Source organism: Halosimplex marinum (genome assembly GCF_051414075.1).
Classification (GTDB): Archaea; Halobacteriota; Halobacteria; order Halobacteriales; family Haloarculaceae; genus Halosimplex; species Halosimplex marinum.
The window spans coordinates 122,395-146,028 of record NZ_JBLKNY010000006.1 but is presented as its reverse complement, the minus strand read 5'-3'; the positions used below and the strand labels follow the sequence as shown (position 1 = coordinate 146,028).

The window sequence follows — 23,634 nt, the reverse complement described above, 5'->3', positions numbered from 1 at the left end:
GGCCGGAAGAGGGCTATTCGCCGAACGCGCGGAGGACGCCCTGGCCGTCGGTGGAGCCGATGTCGGGCAAGGAGACGCGCTCGGGGTGGGGCATCAGCACCGCGACGGAGTCCCGGTCGCCGAGGACGCCCGCGACGCTGTGCTTGGAGCCGTTGGGGTTCGCCTCGGGCGTGACGTTGCCCTCGGCGTCGCAGTAGCGGAACAGGACCCGGTCGTCGGCTTCGAGTTCCGCCAGCCGGTCGTCGCCGATCTCGTAGCGGCCCTCGCCGTGGGCGATGGGGAACTCGACGACCTCGCCCGCCTCGAAGTGGCTCGTCCAGGGGGTGTCGGCGTTCTCGACGCGGAGGTGGACGCGCTCGCACTGGAAGCGGGCGCTCTCGTTGGTGGTGAAGGCGCCGGGGGTCAGCGACGACTCGCAGCCGATCTGTGCGCCGTTGCAGATGCCGAGCACCGGCGTCCCGGAGTCGGCGGCCTCGCGGATCTCGTCCATGACCGGCGAGCGGGCGGCCATGGCGCCGGCCCGGAGGTAGTCGCCGTAGGAGAAGCCGCCGGGGAGGACGACGCCGGTCGCGTCCTCGGGGAGGCCGTCCTCGTGCCAGACGAGTTCGGCGTCGATGCCGAGGTGGGCGAGCGCCTGGACGGTGTCCCGGTCGCAGTTTGACCCGCCGAACTGGACGACTGCTACCGTCATCGTTCCTCGACGGTGACCTCGTAGTCGTGGATGGTCGGGTTGGCGAGCAGGCGCTCGGCCATCTCGTCGGCGCGCTCGGCGGCGTCGTCGGCCGACTCGGCCTCCAGGTCGACCTCGAACAGGTCGGCGGCCCGCAGGTCCTCGAGTTCGAACCCGAGCCGTTCGAGCGCGCGCCCGGTCGTCTCCGCCTCCGGGTCGAGCACGCCGTGTTTCAGGCGGACCTCGACCGTCGCGGTGTACGCGGTCATTACGTGAGTCGGGGCGGCGCCGGGAGAAAACGGTTTTGACTCGCCCCGGCGGCCGACTCGCGAGCGGACCGGACGGCCGTGACCGGTCCGTCCGACGGGGGCGGTCAGGCGGTGTCGAGTTCGACGGGCTGCCAGCCGTCGGGCTGGTCGGGCAGCCCGCGGACGCGGACGGCGCGCTGGCCGTCGGCCTCCCGGAGTTCAACCTTCCCGTCGAACGCCTGGGCGACCGACGAGAGGGTCTGGTCGTCGACGGCGTCGGGGTCGATCGCGCAGACGCCGAGGCCGTCGGCGGTGCGGATGCGGCCGGTCAGCGTGTGGACGAAGCGGAACACGGACTTGGCGGGCGCGTAGACGACGAACGGCGAGAGCGTGTACACGCCGATGCGGACCTGCGCGGCGCCGTTCGCGTGGATCCGCTCGTACAGCGAGGAGAACTCGATGCCGGCGCCGGTCAGGTCCGCGGGGCTCCCGACCGCGTGGACGTTGTGTTCCTCGTCGTCGGCGCCGTTCTCGGTGCAGTCGACCACACCCACCCGTGCGAAATCCAGGTCACCGCCCAGCGACTCGTAGTCGGTCAGCGCCTGGCGGCCGTCCACGTCGGCGGCGATGAACAGCGCGCCCTCGCGGGGGTGGCCCCGCAGGAGCATCCGCATCGCCAGCTCGCGGATGCCGCCCAGCGCCGGCCCGGTGACGAGGATGTTGGTCCCGCCCTCGACGCCCGCTATCGGCAGGCCGTCGAACGTGTAGATCGATTCCTGCACACTCACGGGCCATCACCGCCCTCGTCTCCGTCCCCAGTCCCCCCACCGGCCGCCGCGTCGCGGTCGCCTTCCGAGCCGCGCCCGATGCCGTCCGCGTCGCGCCCGTCCTCGTGCTCGTTGAGCTGCCGGCGCAGCTCCAGCTGGTCCATCGCCTCGTCGGCGAACCGCCGGAGGTCGGTGAGTTCGGCCTCGGAGAACGTGCGCGGCTCGTCGTGGGTCAGACAGAAGGCGCCGACGGTCGCGCCCCGGGGCGTCTCCAGCGGCACGCCGGCGTAGGCGCGGATGTCCAGCTCGTCGAGGCGGTCGTTGTCGGCGAAGCGGTCGTCGGCGTGGGTGTCCTCGACGACCATCAGGTCGTCCCGGAGGATCGTGTGCGTACACATCGAGTCCTCCCGGGAGAGCGTCTCCCAGGACGCCCCGGCGCAGGCGAGAAACCGCTCCTCGTGGGCGTCGATTAGCCCCACGAACGCGACGTTCACGTCGAAGTGCGCCCGGGCGAGCGCCGTCAGCCGGTCGAACGCCTCGGCGGCCTCCATGCCCGGGCAGTCGTACTGTTCGAGCGCGGCGAGCCGCTCGTCCTCTCGCGTCGGGAGCGGGTAGCCGACCTGCGTCCGCTGGTCGACGAGGTTGCCGACCATGCGGGCCAGCGTCTCCCCCGCGTCCGGCATGTCCCGCGGGAGGTACTCGACGACCACGTCCTCGCGGTCGGCGGTGTCGATCCGGTCAGGCGACGCGTCGGTGAAGAGGATACAGGGCGTGTCGGGCGCCGTCTCCCGGACCCGCGCGGCGACGTCGAGGCCGGTCCCGTCGGGGAGGTCGTAGGCGGTGACGACGCAGTCGACACCGCCCGCTTCGAGGGCGTCGCTCGCCGCGGCGACCGAGTCCGCCTCGGTCACCGCGACCTCGCCGCCACTGACGAGCGCCTCGCGCGTGGCCGCGCGCCCGCTCTCGTCGGGGTCGACACACAACACAGTCAGTTCGCGCATTCCGTCTCTGCCCACACTTTCGACTCCACCGTAATAACTCTCTGCGTACGCGATCCAGCGTTGATACCGTCGGACCGTCGAATACCGGTCTCCCGGCGAGCCGGTCGGGCATGTGACGCGACGGCGTGCGACGAGAACCCTTTAGGCACCGACGCCCGTCAGCGCTATCCGATGACTGTCCGTCCGCACACGCGCTCGCCGGTACCCCGGCGGTGGTCGTCGTGACCAGCGACCTGACCGAGATCGTCGTCGTCGGCGACGACGACACGGGACTGATCGCGGAGATCACCTCGCTGCTGTTCGAGCGCAACATCAACATCGAGGACCTCGATCAGGCGGTCCGCGAGGGCGTCTTCCGCATGACGATGCGGGTCGACACCTCCGAGATGATCGTCAAGGAGGAGACGCTGCGGGAGAACCTCCACGACCTCGGCGACGAACTCGGCGTCGACGTGCAGGTGCGGTTCCCCGACGACCGCGAGACCCAGCAGATCGCCGTCCTCGTTACCAAGGAGTCCCACTGCCTGGAGGCGATCTTCGAGGCGTGGGCCAGCGGCGACCTCGGCGCCGACGTGGAAGTGGTGATCGGCAACCACTCCGACCTGCAACCGCTCGCCGAGAAGTACGACGTGCCCTTCCACGACATCGGCGACGAGAAGGGCACCCCCGACGAGGACGAACTGCTCGACCTCCTGGCGGAGTACGACACCGACCTGGTGGTGCTCGCGCGGTACATGCGCATCCTCAGCCCGGACGTGGTCTTCCGCTACGAGGACCGCATCATCAACGTCCACCCCTCGCTGCTGCCGGCGTTCCCCGGCGCGTCGGCGTACATGCAGGCCATCGAGGAGGGCGTCCGCATCGCGGGCGTCACCGCCCACTACGTGACGACGGATCTCGACCAGGGACCGATCATCACCCAGCGGGCGTTCAACGTCCCCGACGACGCCACCGAGGAGCAGCTCCAGGAGATCGGCCAGCCCCTCGAAGCGGAGGCGCTGCTGGAGGCCATCGACCTGCACCTCAACGACGAGGTGACCGTCCACCGCGGGCGGACGAAGCTACGAGACCCCGAGGAGACCGACGCGCAACTGGGCGCGCCCGAAGATCTCGACCAGGCCAACCCCGACCGGCCCATCGACGGGCTCGGCGAGTACGTCGCCGAGCAGGACGAGGACGAACCCGAGGCCGAAGCCGACGACTGATCGGCAGCGGCCGGCCGGTTTTTTGCGAACAGGCGACACGAACGGCTCGCGGGGCGGCGTGTCGCGCTCCCGCGGAGCGCCCCGCGTCGGCTCTCAGGTCACGGGACCGGCTGGTCCCGTCACCGCACTTGAACCTACGGCCCGGACGTGCCGAGGGCCGACCGCGCGCTCGGTCTCCAGAGCGGGGTCACTCCTCGACGGCGAAGTAGCGGTCCCGGTGGCGCCGACAGCCGGGGTTGAACGCCGCGCCGCACTCGGGACAGGCGTCGTCGCAGTCGAGGTACTCGCGGACGGTCAGCGTCGCCCCGCAGGCGCCGCAGAGCACCGCCGGGTCGCCGAACGCCTCGCGGGGGACCCGTTCGGGTCCGTGGTCGGTTGCGACATCGTGGCACCGGAAACACGGGTAGTAGCAGTCACAGCAGGGAAAGCGGAGCGCGACCACGTCGACCGCGTCGCCGTAGTGGCCACAGCGGGTCGCGGCGTCGACGGCGACTCCGCGGAGCGGGACCGAAAATCGGTCGTCCGTCTCCGGCGGATGAGTCGTCCGTCGCTCCGAGTCCGGCTGCGCTGGCATCGGTTTCTCCGCGCGGTCAGAGGTCCCGGACGGTCTCGACGGCGGCCTCGATGTCGGGCGCGTCGAAGACCTCGCGGCCGACGTAGGCGTTGGTGCCGGCGCAGTAGAGGTCCCGCGCCGCGGCGACCACGCGGTCGTCGAGCGGTTCGGGTTCGCGCTCGCACAGCGACTTCCAGTCGGCGATCCCGCGCTCGTCGGCCTCGCGCTTGGCCGCCGAGACCGCCTCGACCCACTCGGGCTGGGTGCGCTTGTGGTACTGGCGGACGACCTCCTTCGAGACCTGCTGGCCCTCGTAGGAGAAGCGGTTCTCGTCGAAGGTGCCGACCACGTCGGCGACGCGGACCTCGCCGCGGTAGTACAGACACTCGATCTTGCCGTCCTCGTGGGTGAGTCCGGCCTCGGCGGCGCGGTCGGTGACGACACAGTTGACCTCGCGGGCGACCGATTCGAGGTCGTCGATACTCGCGGCGCCGGCGATGCGGTCGGCTTCCCCGCGGTCGAGGTAGCGGTCCTGTTCCTCGTACTTGGTGGAGAACTCGACGACTGGCTCGTCCAGATCGACGGCCTCGTCGGGCCACTCGTCGAGGTCGAGCCCGTGGTCGGCCGGGTCGGTGCGCGTGCGGAGCGACGAGCCGACGGGGACGCGGTTGCGGAAGACGATCTCGAGGGGAACGAGGTAGTTCTCGCCGGCGTCGGCGTGGTAGGCGCCGTAGTCGTAGCCGCTGGGGTCGTCGGCGGCATCGCCCTCGAACGGGAGGGCGGGCACCTGCGTGAGTTCGATGACCATCTCGCGGGGCGCGACGCCCGAATCGAGCGCGTCGCCGAGCGGGACCGCGCCGTCGGTGTCGTCGGTGGCGACACCCTCGTAGTGGGTCGGGACCCCCTCGCGTTCGAGCAGTTCGAAGTTGAACGCGCCCATCGTGCACAGCGAGGCGCCCTTGTCGGGGATCTCGTCGGGCATCTTCCCCCAGTCGAACACCGAGTAGTCGTCGGTGAAGACGAACGCGCCGCAGCCCAGCTCGTCGGCGGTGGCGGCCTCCTCCACCCGGAACTCCTTCACGGAAGTCATTGCCGGACCCTCTCGCCCCCGCGGCAAAGTCGTTTCTCACTGCGGTCGCACCTCACTCGCGGTCGCACGAGCGCGACCGAGGTGACAGCGACGACCGCAGCGTCGAGCCGGCCCAAAACGCCTACTTGCCTGCCCCGTGGAGATGCGCTCGATGGTCGAATCCGTCGGGCTGGCTGTCGGGATCGTCCTCGTCACGACCGGCGCCGTCTGGCTCGGTAGCTCCTGGCTGGAATCGGCGAGCGAGCGGCTCTCGGCGTACTACGGGCTCCCACAGGTCGTCCAGGGGTCGGTCGTCGCGGCGGTCGGGTCGAGCTTCCCGGAGCTGGCGACGGTCGTGGTCTCGGCCTTGGGCGGCGCGCTCGGACTGGGGACCGGCGCCATCGTCGGGTCAGCGATCTTCAACATCCTCGTGATCCCCGCGGTCGCGGGCATCTCGACCGACGAGGACATCGAGGCCAGCCGGACGCTCGTCTACAAGGAGGCGCAGTTCTACATGCTGGCGGTGTCGGCGCTGGTGATCACCTTCGCGATGGCGGTCATCTACTACCCCGTCGGGGACACCGAGTTCATCTCGGGCGAGATGACGCGCCCGCTGGCGGCCATCCCGCTGGCGCTGTACGGCCTGTACATCTTCATCCAGGCCCAGGACACCGCCGACCACGTGGCGGATCCGGACACCGCGGACGGTATCGACGCCCGCCGGCAGTGGGGATACCTGCTCGCGGGGCTCGCCGTGATCCTCGTGGCGGTCCACGAACTCGTCGGGGCGGTCGAGACGATCGGCCTGGCGGTCGGCGTCGACGAGTTCATCATGGGCGTGACCGTCGCCGCGGGAGCGACGAGCCTGCCCGACGCGCTGGTCAGCGTCCGCGCGGCCCGGGACGACCGCGGGGTGGCGTCGCTGGCGAACGTCCTCGGCTCGAACACCTTCGACCTGCTCGTCGCCATCCCCGTGGGAGTGCTCATCGTCGGGACGTGGTCGTTCAACTTCGAACTCGCCGTGCCGATGTTCGCCGTCCTGACGCTTGCGACGGTCCTCCTCTTTACGTTCCTCCGGACGGACCTGGCGCTGTCGACGCCGGAGTCGGTCGCGCTGCTTTTCGCCTACGCACTGTTCGTCGGCTGGGTCGTCCTGGAGGCGGTCTCGACGGTCGTGGCGTTTCTGCCGGACGCCGGCGGGTGACCCGCGGGTATGGGTGGCCCGCAGGTATCCCCGGCGTTCGTCGCCGAGCCCGCCGGTCTCTCCGCGGACGCCCGCCGTCACCGACGGCGGGGCCATCGGCCGGTTCCCGGCCGCTTATACGGGTGGACGCTGTGATGTGGGCCAATGACAGACGCCGCCGAGACGCGCCCGAACGTCCCACGCGGGGAGTTCGGGTTCGAACGCGTCCCCGAGACCGACGGGTCGTTCGAGAACGCGCTGGCCAAGGCGCGGGCCGGCGAGCGGCTGACGGTCGCCGACGGCGTCGAGCTGCTGACGACCGGAACCGGGAGTGATGAAATCGACCGCGAGCGGAAGGAACTCGTCCTCGAAGCGGCGGATCGGCGCCGCGCCGAGGTGGTCGGCGAGGAGGTGACCTTCGTCGCCAACCTCAACAACAACGTCACGACCGCCTGCAACACCGGCTGCCTGTTCTGTAACTTCAAGGACCGCTCCGAGCAGTTCCGCTCGGCCAACGACGAAGACCACGGCGGGTTCACCAAGCGCCCCCACGAGTCCCGCGAGATCGTCCGCGACGCGGTCGAACGGGGCATCTACGAGGTCACGTCCGTCTCCGGACTCCACCCCGCGTTCGCGCTCGACGACGAGCACCGCGAGATCCTCGAATCCAGCGACCGCGGCGACCTGAACTATCGGCCCCCCGCGGAGTACGACGTGAACCCGGGCACCTACTGCGAGCAGATCGACGCGATGAGCGTCGACGGCGTCCACGTCCACTCCATGACGCCCGAGGAAGCGTACCACGGCCGCAGGGGAACCGACTGGTCCTACGAGGAGGTGTACGGCCGCCTGAAGGAGGCCGGGCTGGACTCGGTGCCCGGGACGGCCGCGGAGATCCTCGTCGACGAGGTCCGCGACGTGATCTGTCCCGGGAAGATCGGTACGGACGAATGGGTTGAAGCGATGGAGGCCGCCGCGAACGTCGGCCTCGACGTGACCTCGACCATCATGTACGGCCACGTCGAGAACGAGATGCACAGGGTTCTCCACCTGAAGCGGATCCGCGAACTCCAGGACCGCACGGGCGCGATCACGGAGTTCGTTCCCCTATCCTTCGTCCATCAGGAGACCCCGCTCTACGAGGAGGGGATGGTCGAAGCAGGTGCGACGACCGACGAGGACGAGCTACTGATCGCGGTCTCGCGACTCTTCTTGGACAACGTCGACCACATCCAGTCGTCGTGGGTGAAATACGGCGACGAGCAGGGGCTGAAGATGCTCTCCTGCGGCGCCGACGACTTCATGGGGACGATCCTGAGCGAGGAGATCACCAAGCGCGCCGGCGGGTCGTTCGGCGAGGTCCGGTCGTTCGACGAGTACGTCGAGATGATCGACGCCATCGGGCGCGTTCCGGTGGAACGGTCGACGGACTACCGCCAGCGCCGCCGCATCGACCCCGACGACGGGCCCCACGGGCCGCAACTCGGCCCGAAGGCCGACGGGACGCCGCTGGTCGACCCCGAGTGGCTGGACGATACGGCGAGTAGCGCGACCAGCGCCGACGACTGATCGGGTGCCACGAGACGCGAGCAATGTCGCGCTCCGACGAGCCTATCCGTTCGGTGGGCGAACACGTCCGCGATGGCAGACTCCCTCCGCGAGGCCCTCCGCGACCGGCTGGGCTTCTGGCCCGCGCTCCAGTGGATCGCCGTCGGCGCCGTCCTCTGGCACCTGCTCGACCCGTCCCCCGCGCAGTTCGTGACCACGGCCGTCTCGATGGCGGTTTTCGGCCTCTCCGAACTCGTGACCGACGTGTACGACGTGCGCCAGTCGGTCAGGAACGCAGGGTTCGGCGTCTACGCGCTGGTCGGCGGCGCCGCCATGCTCCTGCTGGGCGACTCGGGTCTTGTCGCGCTCCCCGTCGCCTTCCTGCTGGTCGGCGCGTGGTTCGTCGCCGACGCCCTCCAGACGGTCCGCCACGAGGGCGCGACCGAGGACGAGCCGACCGGCCGCGAGGTGTACCGCGACTACGTCGGCCGGCGGGTCCACGAGGCGCTCGACGACGGCCCGCTGACGCGACGGGAACTGTCCGAGGCGCTCGACGCCGACGACGAGGCCGTCGACGCGGCGCTCGCCAAACTCCGGTCGCGCGGCGTCGTCGTCCGCGAGGGCAGCGCGTTCCGGGTAGCCGACAGCGACGACGATGGGGTCGCGGCCCGCGTCGCCGGCCTCGCCAGGCGGATCGCCCGCCCGCTCACGCTCGAGTTCGGCGACGGAACCGGGGACACCGGGGATGCCGACAGTGTCGGTCCCGAGGGAGAATCGATCGACAGGGCGGGGGCCGCCGGCGGACGTGACGACCGGATCGGCCGCGACCAGGGAACGAACGACCGGGAAGCGAACGACACGGGACCCCCCGACAGTGAACGGGACCGCGAGCGCGAGTCGGCGGACTGACGGGCCGGGGCGTGGCCTCCGACCGGCGGCCGGTCGCCCGGACGTTCGTTCGAGCCGACAGGAACTAGTGGGCGGAGGTCGAAGCCGTCGGCGATGTCCCCGTCAATCCGCGAGAGCCTCCGCGAGGAGATCGACCACTGGTGGGTGCTCGCAGCGGTCGGGATAGTGGTCGTGTTCGCGGGGGTGCTGGACGCGACGGCCGCGGAACTGGCGGTCGTCCTCGCGGTCCTGCACGCCGAGAAGGGGTCCACCGTCGCCGAAGCGGCGGGGGTCGTCCGCGAGTGGGTCGCCGAGGCCGCGTCGGCGCTCGCCGCGGTCGGCGGGGCCGGCATACTGTGGGCGCTCGGGAGTGACCCGTCGCTCGCGTTCGTCGTCCTGTTCGCCGGCGTCAGGAGCGGGTACGGCGCGGCGAAGACCGTCCTGGCAGCGAGCGGATCCGGCCGCGACGGAGCGGCGAGGGCGACGGATCGGGCGGGATCGGTGACAGACCGGGCGGGGTCGACCGACCGTGCCGTCCGTTCGGCGCTGGAGGATCGGGCGCGGACCAGACGAGAGGTCCGGGAGGCGGTCGACGCCGATCCCGACGCCGTCGACGCCGCGCTGGTCCGCCTTCGGGACCGGGGCGCGGTCGAGCGGGCGGGCAGCGAGTACCGCGTCGCGCCCGAACCCGACCCCGGGTTCGTCGAGCGACTCCGGTCGCTGGTTCCCGGTGGCGACCGGGAAGCCGGTTCGTTCGGGGGCGACACCGACGGAACGGTCGACTCCTACAAGGCCGACCGCTCGCCGGTCACGTCGGTCTCCGGGCGGTCCGCCGGGGCCGACAGCGGTCGCGGGTCCGGCGGACGGGAAGACGCCCTGGGGACCGACGGCGACGACACCGCGGCTGGGGCCAGGACAGCGATGACCGACGCGAGTACGAGACGACGGATCAGCGATAGCGCCGGTGGCGTCAGCGAGGGTGCGGCGGACCCGGGAGAGGGCGAGTGATTCAGGGCGACGACGGGACGAGCGCCCGGGACCGCCGGACCGTGCCCGTCCAGCACCAGTCGATTCGAACGCGGACGGGGTATTCCTGTTGCCGGTCATGCGAGGCGGTTTTATACGTGAGGGTTTTCCGTCGGGGGCCCCAGGAGTCGGTATGCGCTACGTGACGGTGCGGGTGACGCACGCCGAAGGCGAGGCGTTCCACCCGCTGAGCGCGGCCGTGGCCGACGAGCCGGCGGTCGCCACGGGGCCGATCCACCAGCTGGAGCTGATCGACGGCGACACGGGCGTCTCGCTGTCGGAGATCCGGTCGGGACTCGACCGCTACAGCGAGGTCCTCGCCGCGTCGCCGCACGTCATCGAGTACACGACGACCGGGTCGGACCGCGGGTTCGCGTACACGCACTTCGAGGTGGACGACCTGACGCGGCGGCTCCTGCGGTACCGCCGGAGTTCGGACCTGATCGTCGAGATGCCGATCGAGTCCGAACCGGACGGCGCGACAGTGGTCACGCTCGTCGGCGAGGCCGACGCGTTCGCCGGCGCGTTCGACGGGGTTCCGCCCGAGGTGAGCGTCGAGGTCGTCGAGACCGGCGAGTACGACCCCGGCGTCCGCCAGCTGTTCGGCCGGCTGACCGCCCGCCAGCGGGAGGTGCTGGAGACCGCCGTGCGGGCCGGCTACTACGAGAACCCGCGGGGAGCGACCCAGGATGAACTGGCCGAAGAGTTGGGGGTGTCACCCGCCACCGTCGGCGAACACCTCCGGAAGATCGAATCGCGCGTCTTCTCCGGGTTCGTCGCCGGGGAGTAGTGCTCGAATGGAAACGTGCGAGTTGAACGGGTGTTTCTGGTTGTGTTGGTGTGGAAGAAACGGGGACAACCGCGACCGCACTCGACGGTGAGCGGTGAAAGCCCTCGGCGCGCTCGCTGGAGGATCGACCACGGGAAACAGTGAGCGGTGAAAGCCCTCGGCGCGCTCGCGGTCGCTGAGACGGGATATCCGCGCTCTCGGCACCGCCCGCGCGGATAGTGCCCGCTCAGACGACTGAACAAGCGCGAGCGCGCCTCGCCCTTTCAGTCCGCCAGGGACAGCACCGCGACCGGCCCGCACAGCACCGCAATGGGCCACGAACCTCCCCAGCCGATTCGCTCCTGGCGTCGCTCATCCCTCGCGCGGCTACGGTCGCGCGCATGAACGCGCGCTCCAGCGCGCGCCGACCGCACCGCGACCGCTCACCGGGACAGCTACCGCCCGTAGTTAGCATCCGGCGCCGAAGGCGCCGGTTCACCGGACGCGAGGGAGCGCAGCGACCGCTGCGTCCGGCCTTTTTCACCCATGTTTTTGCCGCCCGGGTTCCCCGCAGGTCGCCGCAGGCGACCGAGGAAACCCGGGCGGCAAAAAGATGGTTTAGAAAAACTGAAAGAGGTCGTCCCGTTCCTGTTCGTGGAGGTGGTGGCGGACGGCCTCGGTCATGGGTTCGATGGAACCGCGTTTCGCGGAGATGGGAGCGATGGTGTTCTGCCACTGCTTCCAGGGGGGATAGAGGCCGAGGCGGTCGCAGAGCTCGTTCAGCCGCTCGTCGCGGTCGTCGACCTTGTCCATCTTGTTGACGGCGACGACCACAGGAATGTCCACGTCGCGGAGGAAGTGGAACATCTCCACGTCGTAGGGGACTTCGTCGGGGCCGGAGTGGCGGTCGATGATGTCGACGGCGGCCTTGCCGTCGACGACGAGGATCCCGACCAGAATTTTGTCGGCGTTCGATTCGATGTACCGGACGATGTCGGTCTTGGTCTGTTCGCGCACGTCCTCGGGGACGCCCTCCATGAAGCCGAAGCCGGGGAGGTCGGTGATGACGAAGTCCTCGGCGGCCCAGTCGAAGTGGTTGGGCGAGCGGGTGACGCCCGGGCGCTGGCCGGTGTCGAAGGTGTGGCCGGTGAGCTCGCGCATGAGCGTCGACTTGCCGACGTTGGACCGGCCGACGAGGACGACCTCGGCGTCCCGGTCCGGGCGTGACTCGAACACGAGGGGTCCTACACCGGGCGGGTGGAAAAGGAGCGCGTTCGCGCCCGGCGGACCGCGGGGGCGGTCGCGGAGGCGGTCGCCGATCGGTCCGATCAGCAAAACTAAACGACAGCCGCCCGGAAGATAGGGTGCATGCGCCGCCGTGAATACCTCCGTTCCGCAGTCGGCGCCGCTGGCCTCGCAGGGATCGCGGGGAGCGCCCTGACGGCCGCCGGCGACGACGACGCATCGCCCTCCACCCGAACGACCGCGACGCAGACGGCGACCGCGCCCGCGAGCGACACCGCGACCGCGAGCGGGACCGACGCCGGCGACGGCTACGGACCGCTGGCCAGTTTCGACGTGTCGAACGGTCAGAGCGGGTTCCAGACCACCGAGGCGGTGATGGAGCCGTCCGGCCGGTACGCCTTCGCCTCCCGCGTCGACGGCTTCTACGTCGTCGACTGCGCCGACCCCGAGAACCCCGAAGTGATCGGGACCTACACCGGGATCACCGCCTCGGGCGGCCGTTCCATCACGGGGTTTTACGACATCAAGTACAACCAGGGTCGACTGATGCTGGCGACCTCGGCGGCGGCCGACGCGTTCCGGGGCATCGCCATCTACGACGTGAGCGACCCGACGGACCCGCGCCCGATGAAGACCTACGAGACGACCTACACCATCCACAACTCCGACCTCCACGGGGAGTACGCCTACCTGACGACCGGGCGAGAGCTCGACGTCGTTCACGTCGCGCCCGACCAGCCGGAGTCGGTGGCGCGGTGGTCGCCCGCCGAGTACGACGAGGGGTACGGGGAGCTGTCGGGGCTCCTGGTGAACCTCCACGACGTGTACGTCCAGGACGGGCGCGCGTACCTGGCCTACTGGGACGCCGGGGGGTGGATCCTCGACGTGTCCGACCCCGCGAACCCCGAGTACGTCGGCCACGCCGCCGAGTACTCGCTGTCGGACCTCCAGGACGTGAGCGGGACCGACCGCTACGAGTACGCGATGGAGCCGGAGGGCAACGCCCACTACGTCCAGCCCGACGACGACGGCGACCTGTTCGCCGTCGGCGGGGAGAGCTGGAACCTCGAGGGCGGCGTCGACGACGACGAGTCCGACGAGGAGGACCTGGGCGGCCCCAGCGGGATCATCCTCTACGACATCAGCGACGCCACCGACCCCGAGCGGCTGACGGAGATCGAACCGCCCCAGCCGCCGGCGGGCGAGACGGCCCGGCGGCAGGGCGGCTACTACACCACCTCGCACAACTTCGAGATCGCCGGCGACTACCTCTACTCGTCGTGGTACCGCGGCGGAGTGAAGGTCCACGACATCTCCGACCCCGCGAACCCCGAACAGCTCGCCCACTACCAGAACGGCGACCGCGCGAGCTTCTGGACCGCCCAGGTCGGCGTCCCGGGCGAGTTCTTCGTCGCGACGAGCTACGTCCACCCGACCGAGCGGGACGGCCCGGGCGCGTTCTACACGTTCCCGGACCCCACCGACAACCCGGCGACGGTGACCCCATCGGGCGCCGAGATCGACCTGCCGACGGAGGCGCCCCAGGCGACCCCGACCGACGCGGCGGGGACGACCGACGCGACGGGGACGGCGACCGCGACCGACGCGCCCGCCGGCGGGACGGATCCCACGGCGACCCCGACGGAGTCGCCGACGCCGACCGCCTCGCCCACGGACGCGCCGACCGCGACGAGCGCGACGGCCGGCGAGACCGTCACGGCGACGGCGGACGGCGCGGCGGGGGAGGTCGACGCGGCGACGGACACGCGGTCGGGCGAGGCGACGGGGACCGCCAGCGGCGGCGGCCCCGGGCTGGGCGTCCTGTCGGGCCTCGCGGCGCTGGGCGTCGGCGCCTGGCGACTCGCCGACCGCGACGAGGGGGAGTGAGGAGCGACCACACCGGTCCCGCGGGTCCGCGAGCCCGCTGATCCCGCCGACCGCACCGGGAAGCTGATACCCGTCGACCGCTAGGCCCGGGACGTGCATCGACGCCAGTTCCTCCGGGCGGTCGCCGGGACCGCCGCCCTCCCGACCGCCGCCCTGACGGCCCGCGACGGCGGCGCGCGCCGGACGGACCCGAGTGCGGGCGACGCCGCCGGCGCGACCACCGCGAGCGCGGATCCGACCGCGACGGGGACGCCGTCCGGGACGCCGACGCCGACACCCACGGAGGCGGTCGCGACGCCCACCTCCGGATACGAACCGATGGGCAGCGTCGCCGTCGAGGGCGCGACGGAGACGGTCCTGACGCCCGACGGCGACACGGCGTTCGTCGCGGTCGGCGACGGCTTCGCCGTCCTCGACCTGACCGACTCCGCGAACCCCACCGTCGTCGCGAGCGAGCGCGACATCTCGCCCCCGGGCACGAACCAGACGATGGGCGGCGTCCGGGACGTGAAGTACGACGACGGCCGGCTGCTCGTCGGCGGCCCCGCCGGCTACGACCCCGACAGCTTCTACGGCGTCGCGCTGTTCGACGTGAGCGACCCGGCCGACCCCGGGTTCCTCCGGGCCTACGAGACGGCCTACCCGGTCCACAACTGCGACCTCGCGGGCGAGTACGCCTACCTCACCCGGAGCGACCGCGACGCTAACCCGCTGCTCGTCGTCGACGTGGGCCGCGAGGAGCCCCGCGAGGTCGCACGCTGGTCGGTGCTGGACCACGACCCGGTCTGGGAGACGGTCCCCCAGCAGTTGCGGACGCTCCACGACGTGTTCGTCCGCGACGGCTTCGCCTACCTGGCCTACTGGGACGCCGGGACGTGGGTCCTCGACGTGTCTGACCCGGCCGACCCCGGGTACGTCGCGGACGCCCGCGAGCGCGACCCCGAGACGCTGGCCGCCCTGGACGGCCTGGCGGTCGCCCGCGAGAGCTCGGAGCCGCCGGGCAACGACCACTACGCCGCGACCGATCCCAACGGGAGCCTGCTCGCGGTCGGCAAGGAGTCGTGGAACTCCAACTTCGGGAAGGAGGGCACCACGCCGGGCCCCGACGACCCCGGCGGCCCGAGCGGGATCGCCATCTACGACATCGCGGACCCGCGCTCGCCGGAGCACCTCTCGACCATCGACCCGCCGCCGACGGCCGACACGAACATCAACGGCGTCCGGACGACCGCCCACAACTTCGAGATCGCCGCCGGCCACCTCTACTCGTCGTGGTACCGCGGCGGGGTGAAGGTTCACGACCTGTCGGACCCGGCCGACCCCGAGCGGGTGCGGTACTTCCGCCGCTCCTCTGAGACGAGCTTCTGGACGGCGCAGCTGACGGCGCCCGGCGGGGCGGTCGTCGCCACCAGCTACTACCACCCCTCCGACCCCGACGCGCCGGCGCGGGTCTACACCTTCCCCGACGTGGCCCGGGCGACGCCGACACCGACGCCCGACGGGGACGGCGCGACGACGGCCCCGACCGGGTCGGGCGGCCGCCCCGCGACGGGAACGGACCGGAGCCCGACCGCCGGGATGGGCGGCTCCGACGGGACCGGGACGGAGGACGCGACCGCGGGTGACGGCCCGGGGTTCGGCCCCGCCGCGGCGCTGGCCGGCCTCGGGATCGGCGCGTGGCGACTGCTGGACAGCGACGAGCCGGGTGACGAGGAGTAACCGCTCAGAGCGCGTTCTCGACCGCGCTCGCGACGCTGCGGGCCTTCTCCGCCAGTTTCTCGGGGACGTGGCCGGCCGCGACGGCGGCGTCGAGTTCGTCGTCGTCGACCCGCTCGACAGTCCCGTCGGCGTGTCTGACCACGTCAACGTGCAGGTCGACGTAGCGGACCGCCGACGGGAACACCTCGACCGGGGTGCAGATATTGACGTACGTGCCTCGTTTCTCGCCGTCCGCACCGCGATAGACGGTGGGGTACCACCACTTGCCCTCCGTGAGTTTCGTCACGGCCACGTCGCCGGCCTGCTGGTCGACGCCGAGCGCGTCGTAGGTGCCCCGGCCGGACATCTCGCGCTCGACGACGACGGTGCCGTCGGCGTCCCGGCGGGTCACCTCGCCGCTGCCCAGCGAGAACATCCGGCCGTCGGGCTTGCCGTGGTCGATGCGGACGCTGTCGCCCTCCATGGGGCCGAACTGCCGGGTCACGGCGTCGAACGGGAAGTCCGTCTCCCCGCCGGTCCCGGCGTCGGGGCAGACCGCCTCGACGAAGTCGACCGCTGCGCTGGCGGCGTTCGTCGCGGCCTTCGTGCGGTGGTGACCGGGCATCGTCGCCGTCACGTCACGTCGGTGCTCGTCGAGGCCGAACCGCGACTCGCGGCCGAACCAGACCCAGACGGTCGCCTCACCGGGCCAGTAGCAGTACGGGGCGGCCTCGTCCGGCGCCGGCGCGTCGTCGAACGCCGAATCGAGCGCCGCGGCGCGCTCGCTGACTCCGTCGAGCGCGTCACCGAGCGCGTCCAGATCCGCGTCGTCGGCCGCGCGGTCCCAGTCGGTCCCCCAGCCCTCGGGCGGGTCGACGGGCAACAGGTCGGCCAGTTCCGGCCCGTTGCCTCCCGGCGACGAGCCGCGGACGAGCGTCGCGAGGCCGGCCTGCACGCGGACCGTCGTGTCGAGGACCGGCCGGCCGTCGCTCCAGGGCGCCGCGGGCTCTTTGACCTGGACGCGCAGCCGGTCGCCCTCCTCGACGTGTGCTGCCGTCTTCGAGTAGGGGAGAAAGCCTTCCGGGTCGGTGCCGGCGACCGGGGGCAGCGAGTCAGTGTCGGCCTCCGGCGGTCCGCCCTCGACGGCACCGTCGCCGAGGTCGACGACGGCGCCGCTCCCGAGCGTCTCGGTCACCTCGCCGGCGTAGACGGCGCCCCGCGGCGTCGGGTCCCGCCAGGCCAGCGCGTCGGTGCCGACCCCGCGGGCCGCGTCGAGCGCCGCCGCGACCGCCGCCGTGTCACCGACGACGCCGACTCCCTGCCGGTCGTCGGTCGTCGAGACCTCGGCGCCGGCGGGGGCGACCGCGAACTCGTCGTCGAAGCGGTCGCGGATCGGCGGCGACGCCTGCACCACGGACAGGCCCGCGTCCTCGAACAGCCGCGTCAGCGCCGTCGTGTAGATGCCCCGGACCCGGACGGTCGGTGCGTCGCTGGCATCGCTTCCGGTGTCTCCCTCGCTGGCATCGCTTCCGGCGCCCCCGTCGCCGGCCGCATCCGCGCTCGCGTCCGCCGCTCCGTCGTCGCCGCTCATAGCGCGTCGCGGTCGGCGGCGAAGCGGACCCGGTCGTTCACCGTCGGCCCCAGGGAGAGTTCGACCACGTCCTCCGAGAGGACGCGCCCGCCGGTGACGGGGACGCCCCAGGAGTCGAACCGGAGGTACCCGCGGATGTCGTCGGCGTGCGTGAACAGGTCGAGGTAATCGACGGCGTGCTCGGGGAACTCCTCGGCGGAGTGGGCCTGGTCCATGTCGGAGTAGACGGCGTCGAGATCCGCGAAGAACGCTTCGAGGTCGTCGGCGGCCTCGCCGGTCGCCTCGACGACGCGCTCGGAGGCCGCCCGGATCTCCCCGTCGGAGAGGCCGGCCTCGCGGAGCGCCGCCTGCGTCCGCTGGTCGAAGTGCATACCCGCGGGTTCGCGGGCGGGGCTTGAAAACGTCGCGGTCACGCCCCGCGGCGCTCGTTCCCGCTCGCGGGCCGGGGCGAGCCGCCGGTCGGTGCCGCGGTCGCGGTGGTCGGCCGGTCAGATCGTCGCGCGGAGGACGAGCACGAGGAAGCCGAACATCGCGCCGAAGGCGATGACCGTCTTCGGGTCGATGCGGATGGCGTTGCGGTCCTCGGCGTCGAAGTACCGGACCAGCCCCGCGCTGGACATCAGTCCGCCGCCGTCGTTGCTGCTCATGTCTGTCTCTCCCACTCCCGCCCGCGTAAGCCTTTCGTCCTGACCCCGACCCGCGACCCCCGCGGTTCCGGAGGCGGAGCGCGCCCGCCGGAGGTGTCACTCGCGCGACCGGCGGATCCCGCCAACGCCGGTAGTGGAAACCCTTATCCCCGCGGATTCGCAACGTCCGATGACCCATGACAGTCACGCTCAAGGACTTCTACGCCGACTGGTGTGGCCCCTGCAAGACCCAGGACCCTATCCTCGAGGACCTCGAGGACGAATGGGGCGACGTCGAGTTCGAGAAGATCAACGTCGACGAACAGCAGGACGTGGCCAACGAGTACCACGTCCGCTCGCTGCCCACCCTCATCGTCGAGAACGACGACGGCGTCGTCGAGCGGTTCGTCGGCGTCACCCAGGCCGACGACATCGAGGACGCCCTCCAGCAGGCGTCCGCCTGAGTCCGCCCTTCCTGATCTCCGTTCTCACCCGCCCCGACAGCACCAGCGGTAGCGGGCCGTCCAGCCCCTCGTAACGAACCTGGAAACGGTAACGATTTTCTGAAGTGGGGGCGGACGGGGGCTATGGTCAGCTCGGCCTCGTCGTCGCGGAGTTCTACGAGGGACTCGCGGCGGAGATGGAAGCGCGGGCGCGGACGAACGCCGACCGGCGGGACGCGACGGTCGCACAGCGGGTGCCGGTCCCGGGCGTCTACGACGCGCCGCTGGCGGCCGACCGACTCGCCCGCCGGGGCGGGATCGACGCCGTCGTCGTGCTGGGCGTCGTGATCACGGGCGACACCGGCCACGACAGGGTCGTCACCCACACGGCCGCGCGGCAGTTGAGCGCCGTGAGCGTCGACCGGGACACGCCGGTCACCTTCGGCGTCCAGGGACCGAACATGAGCCCGGCGGAGGCGCGCGAGCGGATCGAGAAGGGGGCGGCCGCCGTCGACGCGGCCGTCGACCTCGTCGAGGCGTTGCCGCCCACAGGGGGGTAAACGAGTCACCGGACAGATTCCAGAAAGCCGGCCGGCGAGACGATATCGGTTCCGCGAAACGCGCCGAGATCGAGCAGATGGTCGTCGCCCGAAATCAGGAAGTCGGCGTCACTCGCGACAGCGCACTCCGGAAAGGCGTTGTCGTCCGGATCACGTTCGACCGCATCGACTGTTTCGGCAGTAGTCACGATTTCGGTCTCACGACGAAGAATGGTCAGGAACAGTTCCCTGTCCCGTTCGGTGAACGGGAGCCGGTCGTACTCCATCGCGCGGCCGAGTTCGGCGAGTGTCGGCTCGCTGGCGACGACATCAATCTCCGAATCGTCGAGTGCGCGGACCAGCGCCGCCAGTGGTTTCCCGCCGAACCCGAGAGCGGACACGAGAACGTTCGTGTCGAAAACTACTGTGACCGGGCCCATGCGATAGCGTCGTCGACATCGCCCTCGGTGACCCCCTCCTCCTCGAACCTGTGACGGACCCGGGCGCCCAGGGCACGGAGTGCGGTTTCCGTGTCGGCGTCGTCGACCGTGATATCGCCGTCGCGCTCCCCGAGCCTGAGCGCGAGCGCCGCGAGCGCGAGCGCCCGCGATTCCCCTACCCCCGTGGTCCCCGTTTCACTGTCGACGGCCGTGTACCGTCCGTCTTCTTCCGTAATCTCGACAGTGGCGCTCATATCGGGAGATTGCTCGCCATCGAATAAAAGGGTTCGGCGGGTCGTCGCGAGATACCGCCGTCAGTGGAACTTGACGCCCACGTCGTGCAGCCCCTCGTTGTTCATCGCGATGTTGATGAGCAGGGGGGTTAGCGCCTCGACCTCGGCGGCGTTCGCAATGGGGCCGGCGGAGACGGCCCGCAGGCCCTCGATACCTTCGGCCAGCGACGAGACGGTGTCGACGGCGTCCTCGTCGTCGCCGACGACGAGCGTGTCCACGTCGAGGTCGGCGTCGAGGTTCGCGAGGCGGTCGGCGGCGAGGTTGTGGAACGCGCCGACGACGGCCACGTCGTCCGGTGCCGCGCCCGCGGCCAGCGCGGTGACGCTCCCGGCGCCGGGCCTGTTGTAGTGCATCCCCTCCTCGTCGCGTTTCATCCCGACGGCGGGCGAGACGAGCACGTCGCCGGCGTCGAGTTCGTCGGCGACGGCCTCGATCGTGTCCGTGAGGTGGTACGCGGGGACGGCGGCGACGACCACGTCGGCGCGGGCCGCGGCCGCCGCGTTCTCGGCGCCCGCGACGTCGGCGTCGACGCCGCGGCTGTCGAGTTCGGTCGCGTACTCCTCGGCCTTGTTCTCGGCGCGCTCGGCGTCCCGGGAGCCGACGACGACGGTGTGGGACGTGTGGTAGGCCCACCGAAGCGCCAGTCCCTCGCCGATGTCGCCGGTGCCGCCAAGCAGTGCGATGTCCATGTCGGGGCCGTAGGCCGAGGTCAGGATAAGCGTTGGCGATTCGGCGAGCGCGGAGAGTCGGGCCGGGCGCCGTGGTCGCGCCCGCTCCCCGCGCCGCGGAGTCATACGGATTATTGCAAGCGTTTACCGGGTCGACCGCACGACTGCGTGCGGTCGATCCCGGAATGTCTTGCAATAATCCGTATCAGTTCCCGCTATCGCCGTCGAGCAGTGCGGGCAGGTCGTTGACGGAGTCGATCACCGCGGTCGCGCCGGCGCGTTCGTACTTCCGGCGGCCCGCCTCGCCGGTCAGCCCGCCGGTGAGGACGCCGACGCCGCGGTAGGCCCGGTCGGGGTCCTCGCCGGTGGCGTTGACGGCCGTCTTGATGTCGTCGAGCGTGTCGCCGACGAAGACCACGGAGTCGGCGTCGAAGCGCTCGGCCAGCGTCACCAGCGCGCGGGGGTGGGGCTTGCCCTCCTCCCAGTCGTCCATCGTGAAGCGGTGCTCGTCGGGCACGTCCAGCCCGACCCGGTCCAGCGCGATGTCGGCCTCCGCGGCGGGTCGGCCCGTGAGGACGCCCACGTCGTAGCGGGCCTGGAGCGCATCGATCGTCTCGCCGTCGAGGATGACGGGTTCGTCGTGGATGTACCCCGGGGTGTCCATGTCGGGCTCGGCACCCTCCAGTTCGCGGTAGAGGTCGCTACCGAGGTACAGCTGCTGGAACACCTCTCGGAGGCGGTCGGGGTCCCACTCGTTCATGACGCGCTCGCGCTCGGCGGGCCCCAGCGCGTCGAGGACGACCGTCTCCGCTGCGGAGACGCCGCCGCCGGTGGCGGCCACCCGGTCGGTGAACGAGGGGAGCGACAGCCCCAGCCCCGCCCCGTCGGCGAGGACGTACAGCGCGGCGGCGTAGGTGAGCTCCCAGTCGTTGTTGAACCCCCCGGCGTCCTTGAACTGCTGGACGGTTTCCTTCGGGATGGTGTCGCCGTAGACCCGCGACACCGACTCGACGATCGCCCGGCGGTAGGAGTCGGCCACGTCGACGAGCACGCCGTCGACGTCGAGCACGACCGCGTCCGCGTTCATTCGTGTCTCCCGGGATGACCTCCTGGCAAAAGTCCGTTCCGACTCGGGAGAACCTTCGGCGGGAACGGCGACGGTGGGTTCGGCGGGCGCTGTCGAGGACGGTCACGGTCGGTCCGCGGTCAGCCCCGCGCGACGAACAGCGTCTCCGCGGGGATAGTCTCCCGGTCGACGGGGACGAGCGGCTGGTCGGTGCCCAGCGTCGTGAACATGAACGCGGCGTCGGCCTCCCGGGCGGCGGCCAGCGTCGGCCGGTGGAGCTCCGGCGGGAGGTTCAGCGCGTACACGAGGTCGGCGTCGGCGTACACCGACGGGTCGGGGTCGGTCACGTCGTCGACGACGAACCGGACCGGGTCGGGCACCGACCGGGGTCGGCGGTCGGTGGCGGTCACGTCCGTGCCGGTCTCGGCGACGGCGTCGGCGACGACCGTGCGGCGGCCGATCCCCACTTCGACGGCGGCGTCGAACTCGGCGAAGCGGGCGACCAATCCGTCCAGCGTCTCGGGGATCACAGCGGGGAGTTTATCACGGCGGCACGCATAAACGTCCCGTATGCACGTCGACATCGTGCCGGTGGGCGACGTCCGCGCCGAGGTCAAGCGCGAGGCCTCGGCGAGCCTCCGGGCCGTCTACGAGAGCGACGTGACGATGCACGACACGCAGTCGATCCCCTCCGGCGCGTACGACCGCAGTCGCGACCAGTACAGCGCGGAATCGTTCATCAAGCTCGCCACCCGCGTCGGCGACGGCGACAAGAACATCGCCATCACGCCCAAGGACCTGTTCTACCACCGCCGCAACTACGTCTTCGGCCTCGCCTACCTCGACGGCAAGGGGTCGGTCATCTCCACCTACCGCCTCAACACCTCCTCCGACGGCGGCATCTCCCGGCGCTCCGACGAGGACGTGTTCTCCGACCGCGTCCGCAAGGAGGTCATCCACGAGATCGGCCACACCATGGGCCTGGAACACTGCGACAACAAGCGCTGCGTCATGAGCTTCTCGCCCACCGTCCGCGAGGTCGACATCAAAGACGAGGCGCTCTGCGGGACCTGCCAGCGCGAGGTCATGTGACCCCGACCGGCAGTACCGGCCACACGACTGCGCTCGCGGCCGTTCTCGACCGAACAGCGGGATACCAACGTGGTTAGGCACCAGCGCTATTCCCGCTCCCCGCGAAGCAGGGGTGATGAGCGAATCCCAGAACCGCGAGCGGACGCGTGAACTCGGCGAACTGTTCGTCTCGGTCACCGGCGACGACACCGTGACGGAGTCACAGGAGGCGGACGGCGAGAAGGTCTCCGAGTCCGAGGACGACGAGTACGCGCCGGACGACGACGGCCTCGGCGGCGCCATCGACGCGGACCTCGACGGCGCGTCGAACTAGAGCGTCGCCGTGTCGACGCCGGCGGCCGCCAGGCGGTCGCGGAGCAGGGGTATCCGTTCTCGCAGCGAATCCGGCGTGTGGGCGTCGGAGCCGACGGTCACCGCCACGTCGCGGTCGGCCAGCACCGACAGGAACTCGGCGTTCGGGTGGAACTCGCCGTACTCGCGGTCGACCCGGCCGGCGTTGAGCTCCGGGACCGTCGACGAGTCGGCCAGCGCCGCCGCCACCGCCTCGTAGTGGTCGGGGCTCGCGTGGCCCCGCAGCGCCGGGTTGCGCTCGACGATGTCGAGGTGGGCGGCGACGTCGAACAGTTCGGACTCGACGAGCGCGACCACCCGGTCGAAGTACTCGTCGACCGCGGCCGCCCGCTCGGCCGCCGGGAGGTCCGCGAAGTAGTCCCGGTGGACGTTCACGCCGCGGAGCTCGTGGACGCTCCCGACGGCGTAGTCGAAGCCCGCCTCCGCGAGGAACGCCCGGATCTCGGCCTCGTCGGCCGGGTGGTAGTCCAGCTCGACGGCGTCGAACACGCGGATGTCGTGGTCGGCGCGGAGGTCGGCGATGGCGTCGCGGCGGCCTCGTAGGTCGCGTCGAGGTTGAAGCCGAGCCGCTTCTTGGCCCGGCGGGGCCCCTCCCGGTCGGAGACGTTGCAGTGGTCGGCGAAGCCGACGCCGTCCAGCCCCGCGTCCGCGGCCGCCCGGACCATCGAGCCCATGAACTCCCCGTCCGAGTAGTTGGAGTGGACGTGGTAGTCGTACACGTCCGTACCTGAAGCGGTCGCCCGAAGGACCTTTCGGGACCGCCGACG

Annotated in this window: 27 protein-coding genes and 1 pseudogene; 12 read left to right on the top strand and 16 right to left on the bottom strand. The window is 71.1% G+C overall.

From position 1 onward, the window contains the following. Positions 1–13: 13 nt before the first annotated feature. The 4 genes from purQ to ACMGFI_RS17115 all read right to left on the bottom strand — a co-directional run bounded on the left by purQ (position 14) and on the right by ACMGFI_RS17115 (position 2,686). A complete protein-coding gene (purQ, locus tag ACMGFI_RS17130) occupies positions 14–691 on the bottom strand; it encodes a phosphoribosylformylglycinamidine synthase I (RefSeq protein WP_436911104.1) in 678 nt (225 codons plus the stop codon). After that, positions 688–939, bottom strand: a complete 252-nt coding sequence (purS, locus tag ACMGFI_RS17125; protein ID WP_436911102.1) for a phosphoribosylformylglycinamidine synthase subunit PurS — start codon at positions 937–939, stop codon at positions 688–690. The genes purQ and purS overlap by 4 nt, the downstream gene beginning before the upstream one ends. A 104-nt stretch (positions 940–1,043) precedes the next feature. Next, positions 1,044–1,706, bottom strand: a complete 663-nt coding sequence (locus ACMGFI_RS17120; protein WP_436911101.1) for a DUF7504 family protein — start codon at positions 1,704–1,706, stop codon at positions 1,044–1,046. Further along, the gene (locus ACMGFI_RS17115) at positions 1,703–2,686 is read right to left on the bottom strand and encodes a GAF domain-containing protein (protein WP_436911099.1); all 984 of its coding nucleotides are present in this window, start codon (positions 2,684–2,686) and stop codon (positions 1,703–1,705) included. The genes ACMGFI_RS17120 and ACMGFI_RS17115 overlap by 4 nt, the downstream gene beginning before the upstream one ends. Positions 2,687–2,898: 212 nt before the next feature. On the opposite strand from ACMGFI_RS17115, the gene ACMGFI_RS17110 reads away from it, so the two are divergent. Continuing rightward, positions 2,899–3,891, top strand: a complete 993-nt coding sequence (locus ACMGFI_RS17110) for a formyltetrahydrofolate deformylase (protein WP_436911097.1) — start codon at positions 2,899–2,901, stop codon at positions 3,889–3,891. A 187-nt stretch (positions 3,892–4,078) separates the two neighbouring features. On the opposite strand, the gene ACMGFI_RS17105 is transcribed toward ACMGFI_RS17110, so the two are convergent. Both ACMGFI_RS17105 and ACMGFI_RS17100 read right to left on the bottom strand, forming a co-directional pair. Beyond that, positions 4,079–4,465: a CHY zinc finger protein gene (locus ACMGFI_RS17105; protein ID WP_436911095.1), complete on the bottom strand. Its 387-nt coding sequence runs from the start codon at positions 4,463–4,465 to the stop codon at positions 4,079–4,081. Between the two features lie 16 nt (positions 4,466–4,481). Continuing rightward, positions 4,482–5,534, bottom strand: a complete 1,053-nt coding sequence (locus tag ACMGFI_RS17100) for a phosphoribosylaminoimidazolesuccinocarboxamide synthase (protein WP_436911093.1) — start codon at positions 5,532–5,534, stop codon at positions 4,482–4,484. Positions 5,535–5,685: 151 nt separating this feature from the next. Here ACMGFI_RS17100 and ACMGFI_RS17095 point away from each other — a divergent pair, with 151 nt between their 5' ends. The 5 genes from ACMGFI_RS17095 to ACMGFI_RS17075 all read left to right on the top strand — a co-directional run bounded on the left by ACMGFI_RS17095 (position 5,686) and on the right by ACMGFI_RS17075 (position 10,948). After that, positions 5,686–6,717, top strand: a complete 1,032-nt coding sequence (locus ACMGFI_RS17095) for a sodium:calcium antiporter (RefSeq protein ID WP_436911092.1) — start codon at positions 5,686–5,688, stop codon at positions 6,715–6,717. 144 nt (positions 6,718–6,861) lie between these two features. Then, entirely contained in the window at positions 6,862–8,265 is a 1,404-nt protein-coding gene (gene cofH / locus ACMGFI_RS17090; protein ID WP_436911090.1) for a 7,8-didemethyl-8-hydroxy-5-deazariboflavin synthase subunit CofH, read from the top strand. A 72-nt stretch (positions 8,266–8,337) separates the two neighbouring features. Further along, positions 8,338–9,153: an MFS transporter gene (locus ACMGFI_RS17085; protein WP_436911089.1), complete on the top strand. Its 816-nt coding sequence runs from the start codon at positions 8,338–8,340 to the stop codon at positions 9,151–9,153. A gap of 93 nt (positions 9,154–9,246) precedes the next feature. Then, on the top strand, positions 9,247–10,140 hold the full coding sequence (locus ACMGFI_RS17080; RefSeq protein ID WP_436911088.1) for a hypothetical protein: 894 nt from the start codon (positions 9,247–9,249) through the stop codon (positions 10,138–10,140). Between the two features lie 151 nt (positions 10,141–10,291). Further along, the gene (locus tag ACMGFI_RS17075; RefSeq protein ID WP_436911086.1) at positions 10,292–10,948 is read left to right on the top strand and encodes a helix-turn-helix domain-containing protein; all 657 of its coding nucleotides are present in this window, start codon (positions 10,292–10,294) and stop codon (positions 10,946–10,948) included. 597 nt (positions 10,949–11,545) lie between these two features. Here ACMGFI_RS17075 and engB read toward each other — a convergent pair. Then, positions 11,546–12,163, bottom strand: a complete 618-nt coding sequence (gene engB, locus ACMGFI_RS17070; protein ID WP_436911085.1) for a GTP-binding protein EngB — start codon at positions 12,161–12,163, stop codon at positions 11,546–11,548. A 132-nt stretch (positions 12,164–12,295) separates the two neighbouring features. On the opposite strand from engB, the gene ACMGFI_RS17065 reads away from it, so the two are divergent. Both ACMGFI_RS17065 and ACMGFI_RS17060 read left to right on the top strand, forming a co-directional pair. Continuing rightward, positions 12,296–14,059 carry an LVIVD repeat-containing protein gene (locus tag ACMGFI_RS17065; RefSeq protein WP_436911083.1) on the top strand — a complete coding sequence of 588 codons (1,764 nt, stop codon included), beginning with the start codon at positions 12,296–12,298 and terminating at the stop codon, positions 14,057–14,059. 93 nt (positions 14,060–14,152) lie between these two features. After that, positions 14,153–15,778, top strand: a complete 1,626-nt coding sequence (locus tag ACMGFI_RS17060; RefSeq protein WP_436911081.1) for an LVIVD repeat-containing protein — start codon at positions 14,153–14,155, stop codon at positions 15,776–15,778. A gap of 4 nt (positions 15,779–15,782) precedes the next feature. On the opposite strand, the gene ACMGFI_RS17055 is transcribed toward ACMGFI_RS17060, so the two are convergent. The 3 genes from ACMGFI_RS17055 to ACMGFI_RS17045 form a co-directional block, all read right to left on the bottom strand. After that, positions 15,783–17,348, bottom strand: a complete 1,566-nt coding sequence (locus tag ACMGFI_RS17055; protein ID WP_436911079.1) for a ribonuclease FAU-1 family protein — start codon at positions 17,346–17,348, stop codon at positions 15,783–15,785. Beyond that, on the bottom strand, positions 17,345–17,719 hold the full coding sequence (locus ACMGFI_RS17050; protein WP_436911077.1) for a DUF7532 family protein: 375 nt from the start codon (positions 17,717–17,719) through the stop codon (positions 17,345–17,347). Before ACMGFI_RS17050 ends, ACMGFI_RS17055 begins: the two co-directional genes overlap by 4 nt. Positions 17,720–17,836: 117 nt before the next feature. Further along, on the bottom strand, positions 17,837–17,995 hold the full coding sequence (locus tag ACMGFI_RS17045) for a preprotein translocase subunit Sec61beta (protein WP_135366185.1): 159 nt from the start codon (positions 17,993–17,995) through the stop codon (positions 17,837–17,839). Between the two features lie 176 nt (positions 17,996–18,171). On the opposite strand from ACMGFI_RS17045, the gene ACMGFI_RS17040 reads away from it, so the two are divergent. Next, a complete protein-coding gene (locus ACMGFI_RS17040) occupies positions 18,172–18,438 on the top strand; it encodes a thioredoxin family protein (RefSeq protein WP_436911075.1) in 267 nt (88 codons plus the stop codon). 104 nt (positions 18,439–18,542) lie between these two features. Then, positions 18,543–18,977 carry a 6,7-dimethyl-8-ribityllumazine synthase gene (gene ribH / locus ACMGFI_RS17035; protein ID WP_436911074.1) on the top strand — a complete coding sequence of 145 codons (435 nt, stop codon included), beginning with the start codon at positions 18,543–18,545 and terminating at the stop codon, positions 18,975–18,977. Between the two features lie 5 nt (positions 18,978–18,982). Here the strand turns inward: ribH and ACMGFI_RS17030 are convergent, their stop codons facing one another. From ACMGFI_RS17030 to ACMGFI_RS17010, 5 genes are all read right to left on the bottom strand, one after another. Continuing rightward, a complete protein-coding gene (locus tag ACMGFI_RS17030) occupies positions 18,983–19,396 on the bottom strand; it encodes a putative toxin-antitoxin system toxin component, PIN family (RefSeq protein WP_436911072.1) in 414 nt (137 codons plus the stop codon). Continuing rightward, the gene (locus ACMGFI_RS17025) at positions 19,378–19,650 is read right to left on the bottom strand and encodes a hypothetical protein (protein WP_436911071.1); all 273 of its coding nucleotides are present in this window, start codon (positions 19,648–19,650) and stop codon (positions 19,378–19,380) included. The genes ACMGFI_RS17030 and ACMGFI_RS17025 overlap by 19 nt, the downstream gene beginning before the upstream one ends. Before the next feature lie 60 nt (positions 19,651–19,710). Then, positions 19,711–20,379, bottom strand: coding sequence for an NADPH-dependent F420 reductase (npdG, locus tag ACMGFI_RS17020; RefSeq protein ID WP_436911068.1), 669 nt, complete (start codon positions 20,377–20,379; stop codon positions 19,711–19,713). A 184-nt stretch (positions 20,380–20,563) separates the two neighbouring features. Then, positions 20,564–21,445 (bottom strand): TIGR01548 family HAD-type hydrolase, encoded by an 882-nt coding sequence (locus tag ACMGFI_RS17015; RefSeq protein WP_436911066.1) that lies wholly within the window; start codon positions 21,443–21,445, stop codon positions 20,564–20,566. 119 nt (positions 21,446–21,564) lie between these two features. Beyond that, positions 21,565–21,954, bottom strand: coding sequence for a UPF0146 family protein (locus ACMGFI_RS17010; RefSeq protein WP_436911064.1), 390 nt, complete (start codon positions 21,952–21,954; stop codon positions 21,565–21,567). 40 nt (positions 21,955–21,994) lie between these two features. Between ACMGFI_RS17010 and ACMGFI_RS17005 the strand changes: the two genes are divergently transcribed. Both ACMGFI_RS17005 and ACMGFI_RS17000 read left to right on the top strand, forming a co-directional pair. Next, a complete protein-coding gene (locus ACMGFI_RS17005) occupies positions 21,995–22,516 on the top strand; it encodes an archaemetzincin family Zn-dependent metalloprotease (protein WP_436911062.1) in 522 nt (173 codons plus the stop codon). A gap of 115 nt (positions 22,517–22,631) precedes the next feature. After that, entirely contained in the window at positions 22,632–22,829 is a 198-nt protein-coding gene (locus ACMGFI_RS17000) for a hypothetical protein (RefSeq protein WP_436911060.1), read from the top strand. Here ACMGFI_RS17000 and ACMGFI_RS16995 read toward each other — a convergent pair. Further along, positions 22,826–23,586 (bottom strand): annotated as a pseudogene (locus ACMGFI_RS16995) (PHP domain-containing protein). The gene ACMGFI_RS17000 and the pseudogene ACMGFI_RS16995 overlap by 4 nt on opposite strands. Between the last annotated feature and the right edge of the window lie 48 nt (positions 23,587–23,634).

Bases quoted from the DNA above. Each gene is read 5' to 3' on its own strand.
- purQ (WP_436911104.1), bottom strand. From the start codon at position 691: ATGACGGTAGCAGTCGTCCAGTTCGGCGGGTCAAACTGCGACCGGGAC.
- purS (WP_436911102.1), bottom strand. From the start codon at position 939: ATGACCGCGTACACCGCGACGGTCGAGGTCCGCCTGAAACACGGCGTG.
- ACMGFI_RS17115 (WP_436911099.1), bottom strand. From the start codon at position 2,686: ATGCGCGAACTGACTGTGTTGTGTGTCGACCCCGACGAGAGCGGGCGC.
- ACMGFI_RS17105 (WP_436911095.1), bottom strand. From the start codon at position 4,465: ATGCCAGCGCAGCCGGACTCGGAGCGACGGACGACTCATCCGCCGGAG.
- ACMGFI_RS17100 (WP_436911093.1), bottom strand. From the start codon at position 5,534: ATGACTTCCGTGAAGGAGTTCCGGGTGGAGGAGGCCGCCACCGCCGAC.
- ACMGFI_RS17095 (WP_436911092.1), top strand. From the start codon at position 5,686: ATGGTCGAATCCGTCGGGCTGGCTGTCGGGATCGTCCTCGTCACGACC.
- cofH (WP_436911090.1), top strand. From the start codon at position 6,862: ATGACAGACGCCGCCGAGACGCGCCCGAACGTCCCACGCGGGGAGTTC.
- ACMGFI_RS17085 (WP_436911089.1), top strand. From the start codon at position 8,338: ATGGCAGACTCCCTCCGCGAGGCCCTCCGCGACCGGCTGGGCTTCTGG.
- ACMGFI_RS17080 (WP_436911088.1), top strand. From the start codon at position 9,247: ATGTCCCCGTCAATCCGCGAGAGCCTCCGCGAGGAGATCGACCACTGG.
- ACMGFI_RS17075 (WP_436911086.1), top strand. From the start codon at position 10,292: ATGCGCTACGTGACGGTGCGGGTGACGCACGCCGAAGGCGAGGCGTTC.
- ACMGFI_RS17065 (WP_436911083.1), top strand. From the start codon at position 12,296: ATGCGCCGCCGTGAATACCTCCGTTCCGCAGTCGGCGCCGCTGGCCTC.
- ACMGFI_RS17055 (WP_436911079.1), bottom strand. From the start codon at position 17,348: ATGAGCGGCGACGACGGAGCGGCGGACGCGAGCGCGGATGCGGCCGGC.
- ACMGFI_RS17050 (WP_436911077.1), bottom strand. From the start codon at position 17,719: ATGCACTTCGACCAGCGGACGCAGGCGGCGCTCCGCGAGGCCGGCCTC.
- ACMGFI_RS17045 (WP_135366185.1), bottom strand. From the start codon at position 17,995: ATGAGCAGCAACGACGGCGGCGGACTGATGTCCAGCGCGGGGCTGGTC.
- ACMGFI_RS17040 (WP_436911075.1), top strand. From the start codon at position 18,172: ATGACAGTCACGCTCAAGGACTTCTACGCCGACTGGTGTGGCCCCTGC.
- ACMGFI_RS17030 (WP_436911072.1), bottom strand. From the start codon at position 19,396: ATGGGCCCGGTCACAGTAGTTTTCGACACGAACGTTCTCGTGTCCGCT.
- ACMGFI_RS17025 (WP_436911071.1), bottom strand. From the start codon at position 19,650: ATGAGCGCCACTGTCGAGATTACGGAAGAAGACGGACGGTACACGGCC.
- npdG (WP_436911068.1), bottom strand. From the start codon at position 20,379: ATGGACATCGCACTGCTTGGCGGCACCGGCGACATCGGCGAGGGACTG.
- ACMGFI_RS17015 (WP_436911066.1), bottom strand. From the start codon at position 21,445: ATGAACGCGGACGCGGTCGTGCTCGACGTCGACGGCGTGCTCGTCGAC.
- ACMGFI_RS17005 (WP_436911062.1), top strand. From the start codon at position 21,995: ATGCACGTCGACATCGTGCCGGTGGGCGACGTCCGCGCCGAGGTCAAG.
- ACMGFI_RS17000 (WP_436911060.1), top strand. From the start codon at position 22,632: ATGAGCGAATCCCAGAACCGCGAGCGGACGCGTGAACTCGGCGAACTG.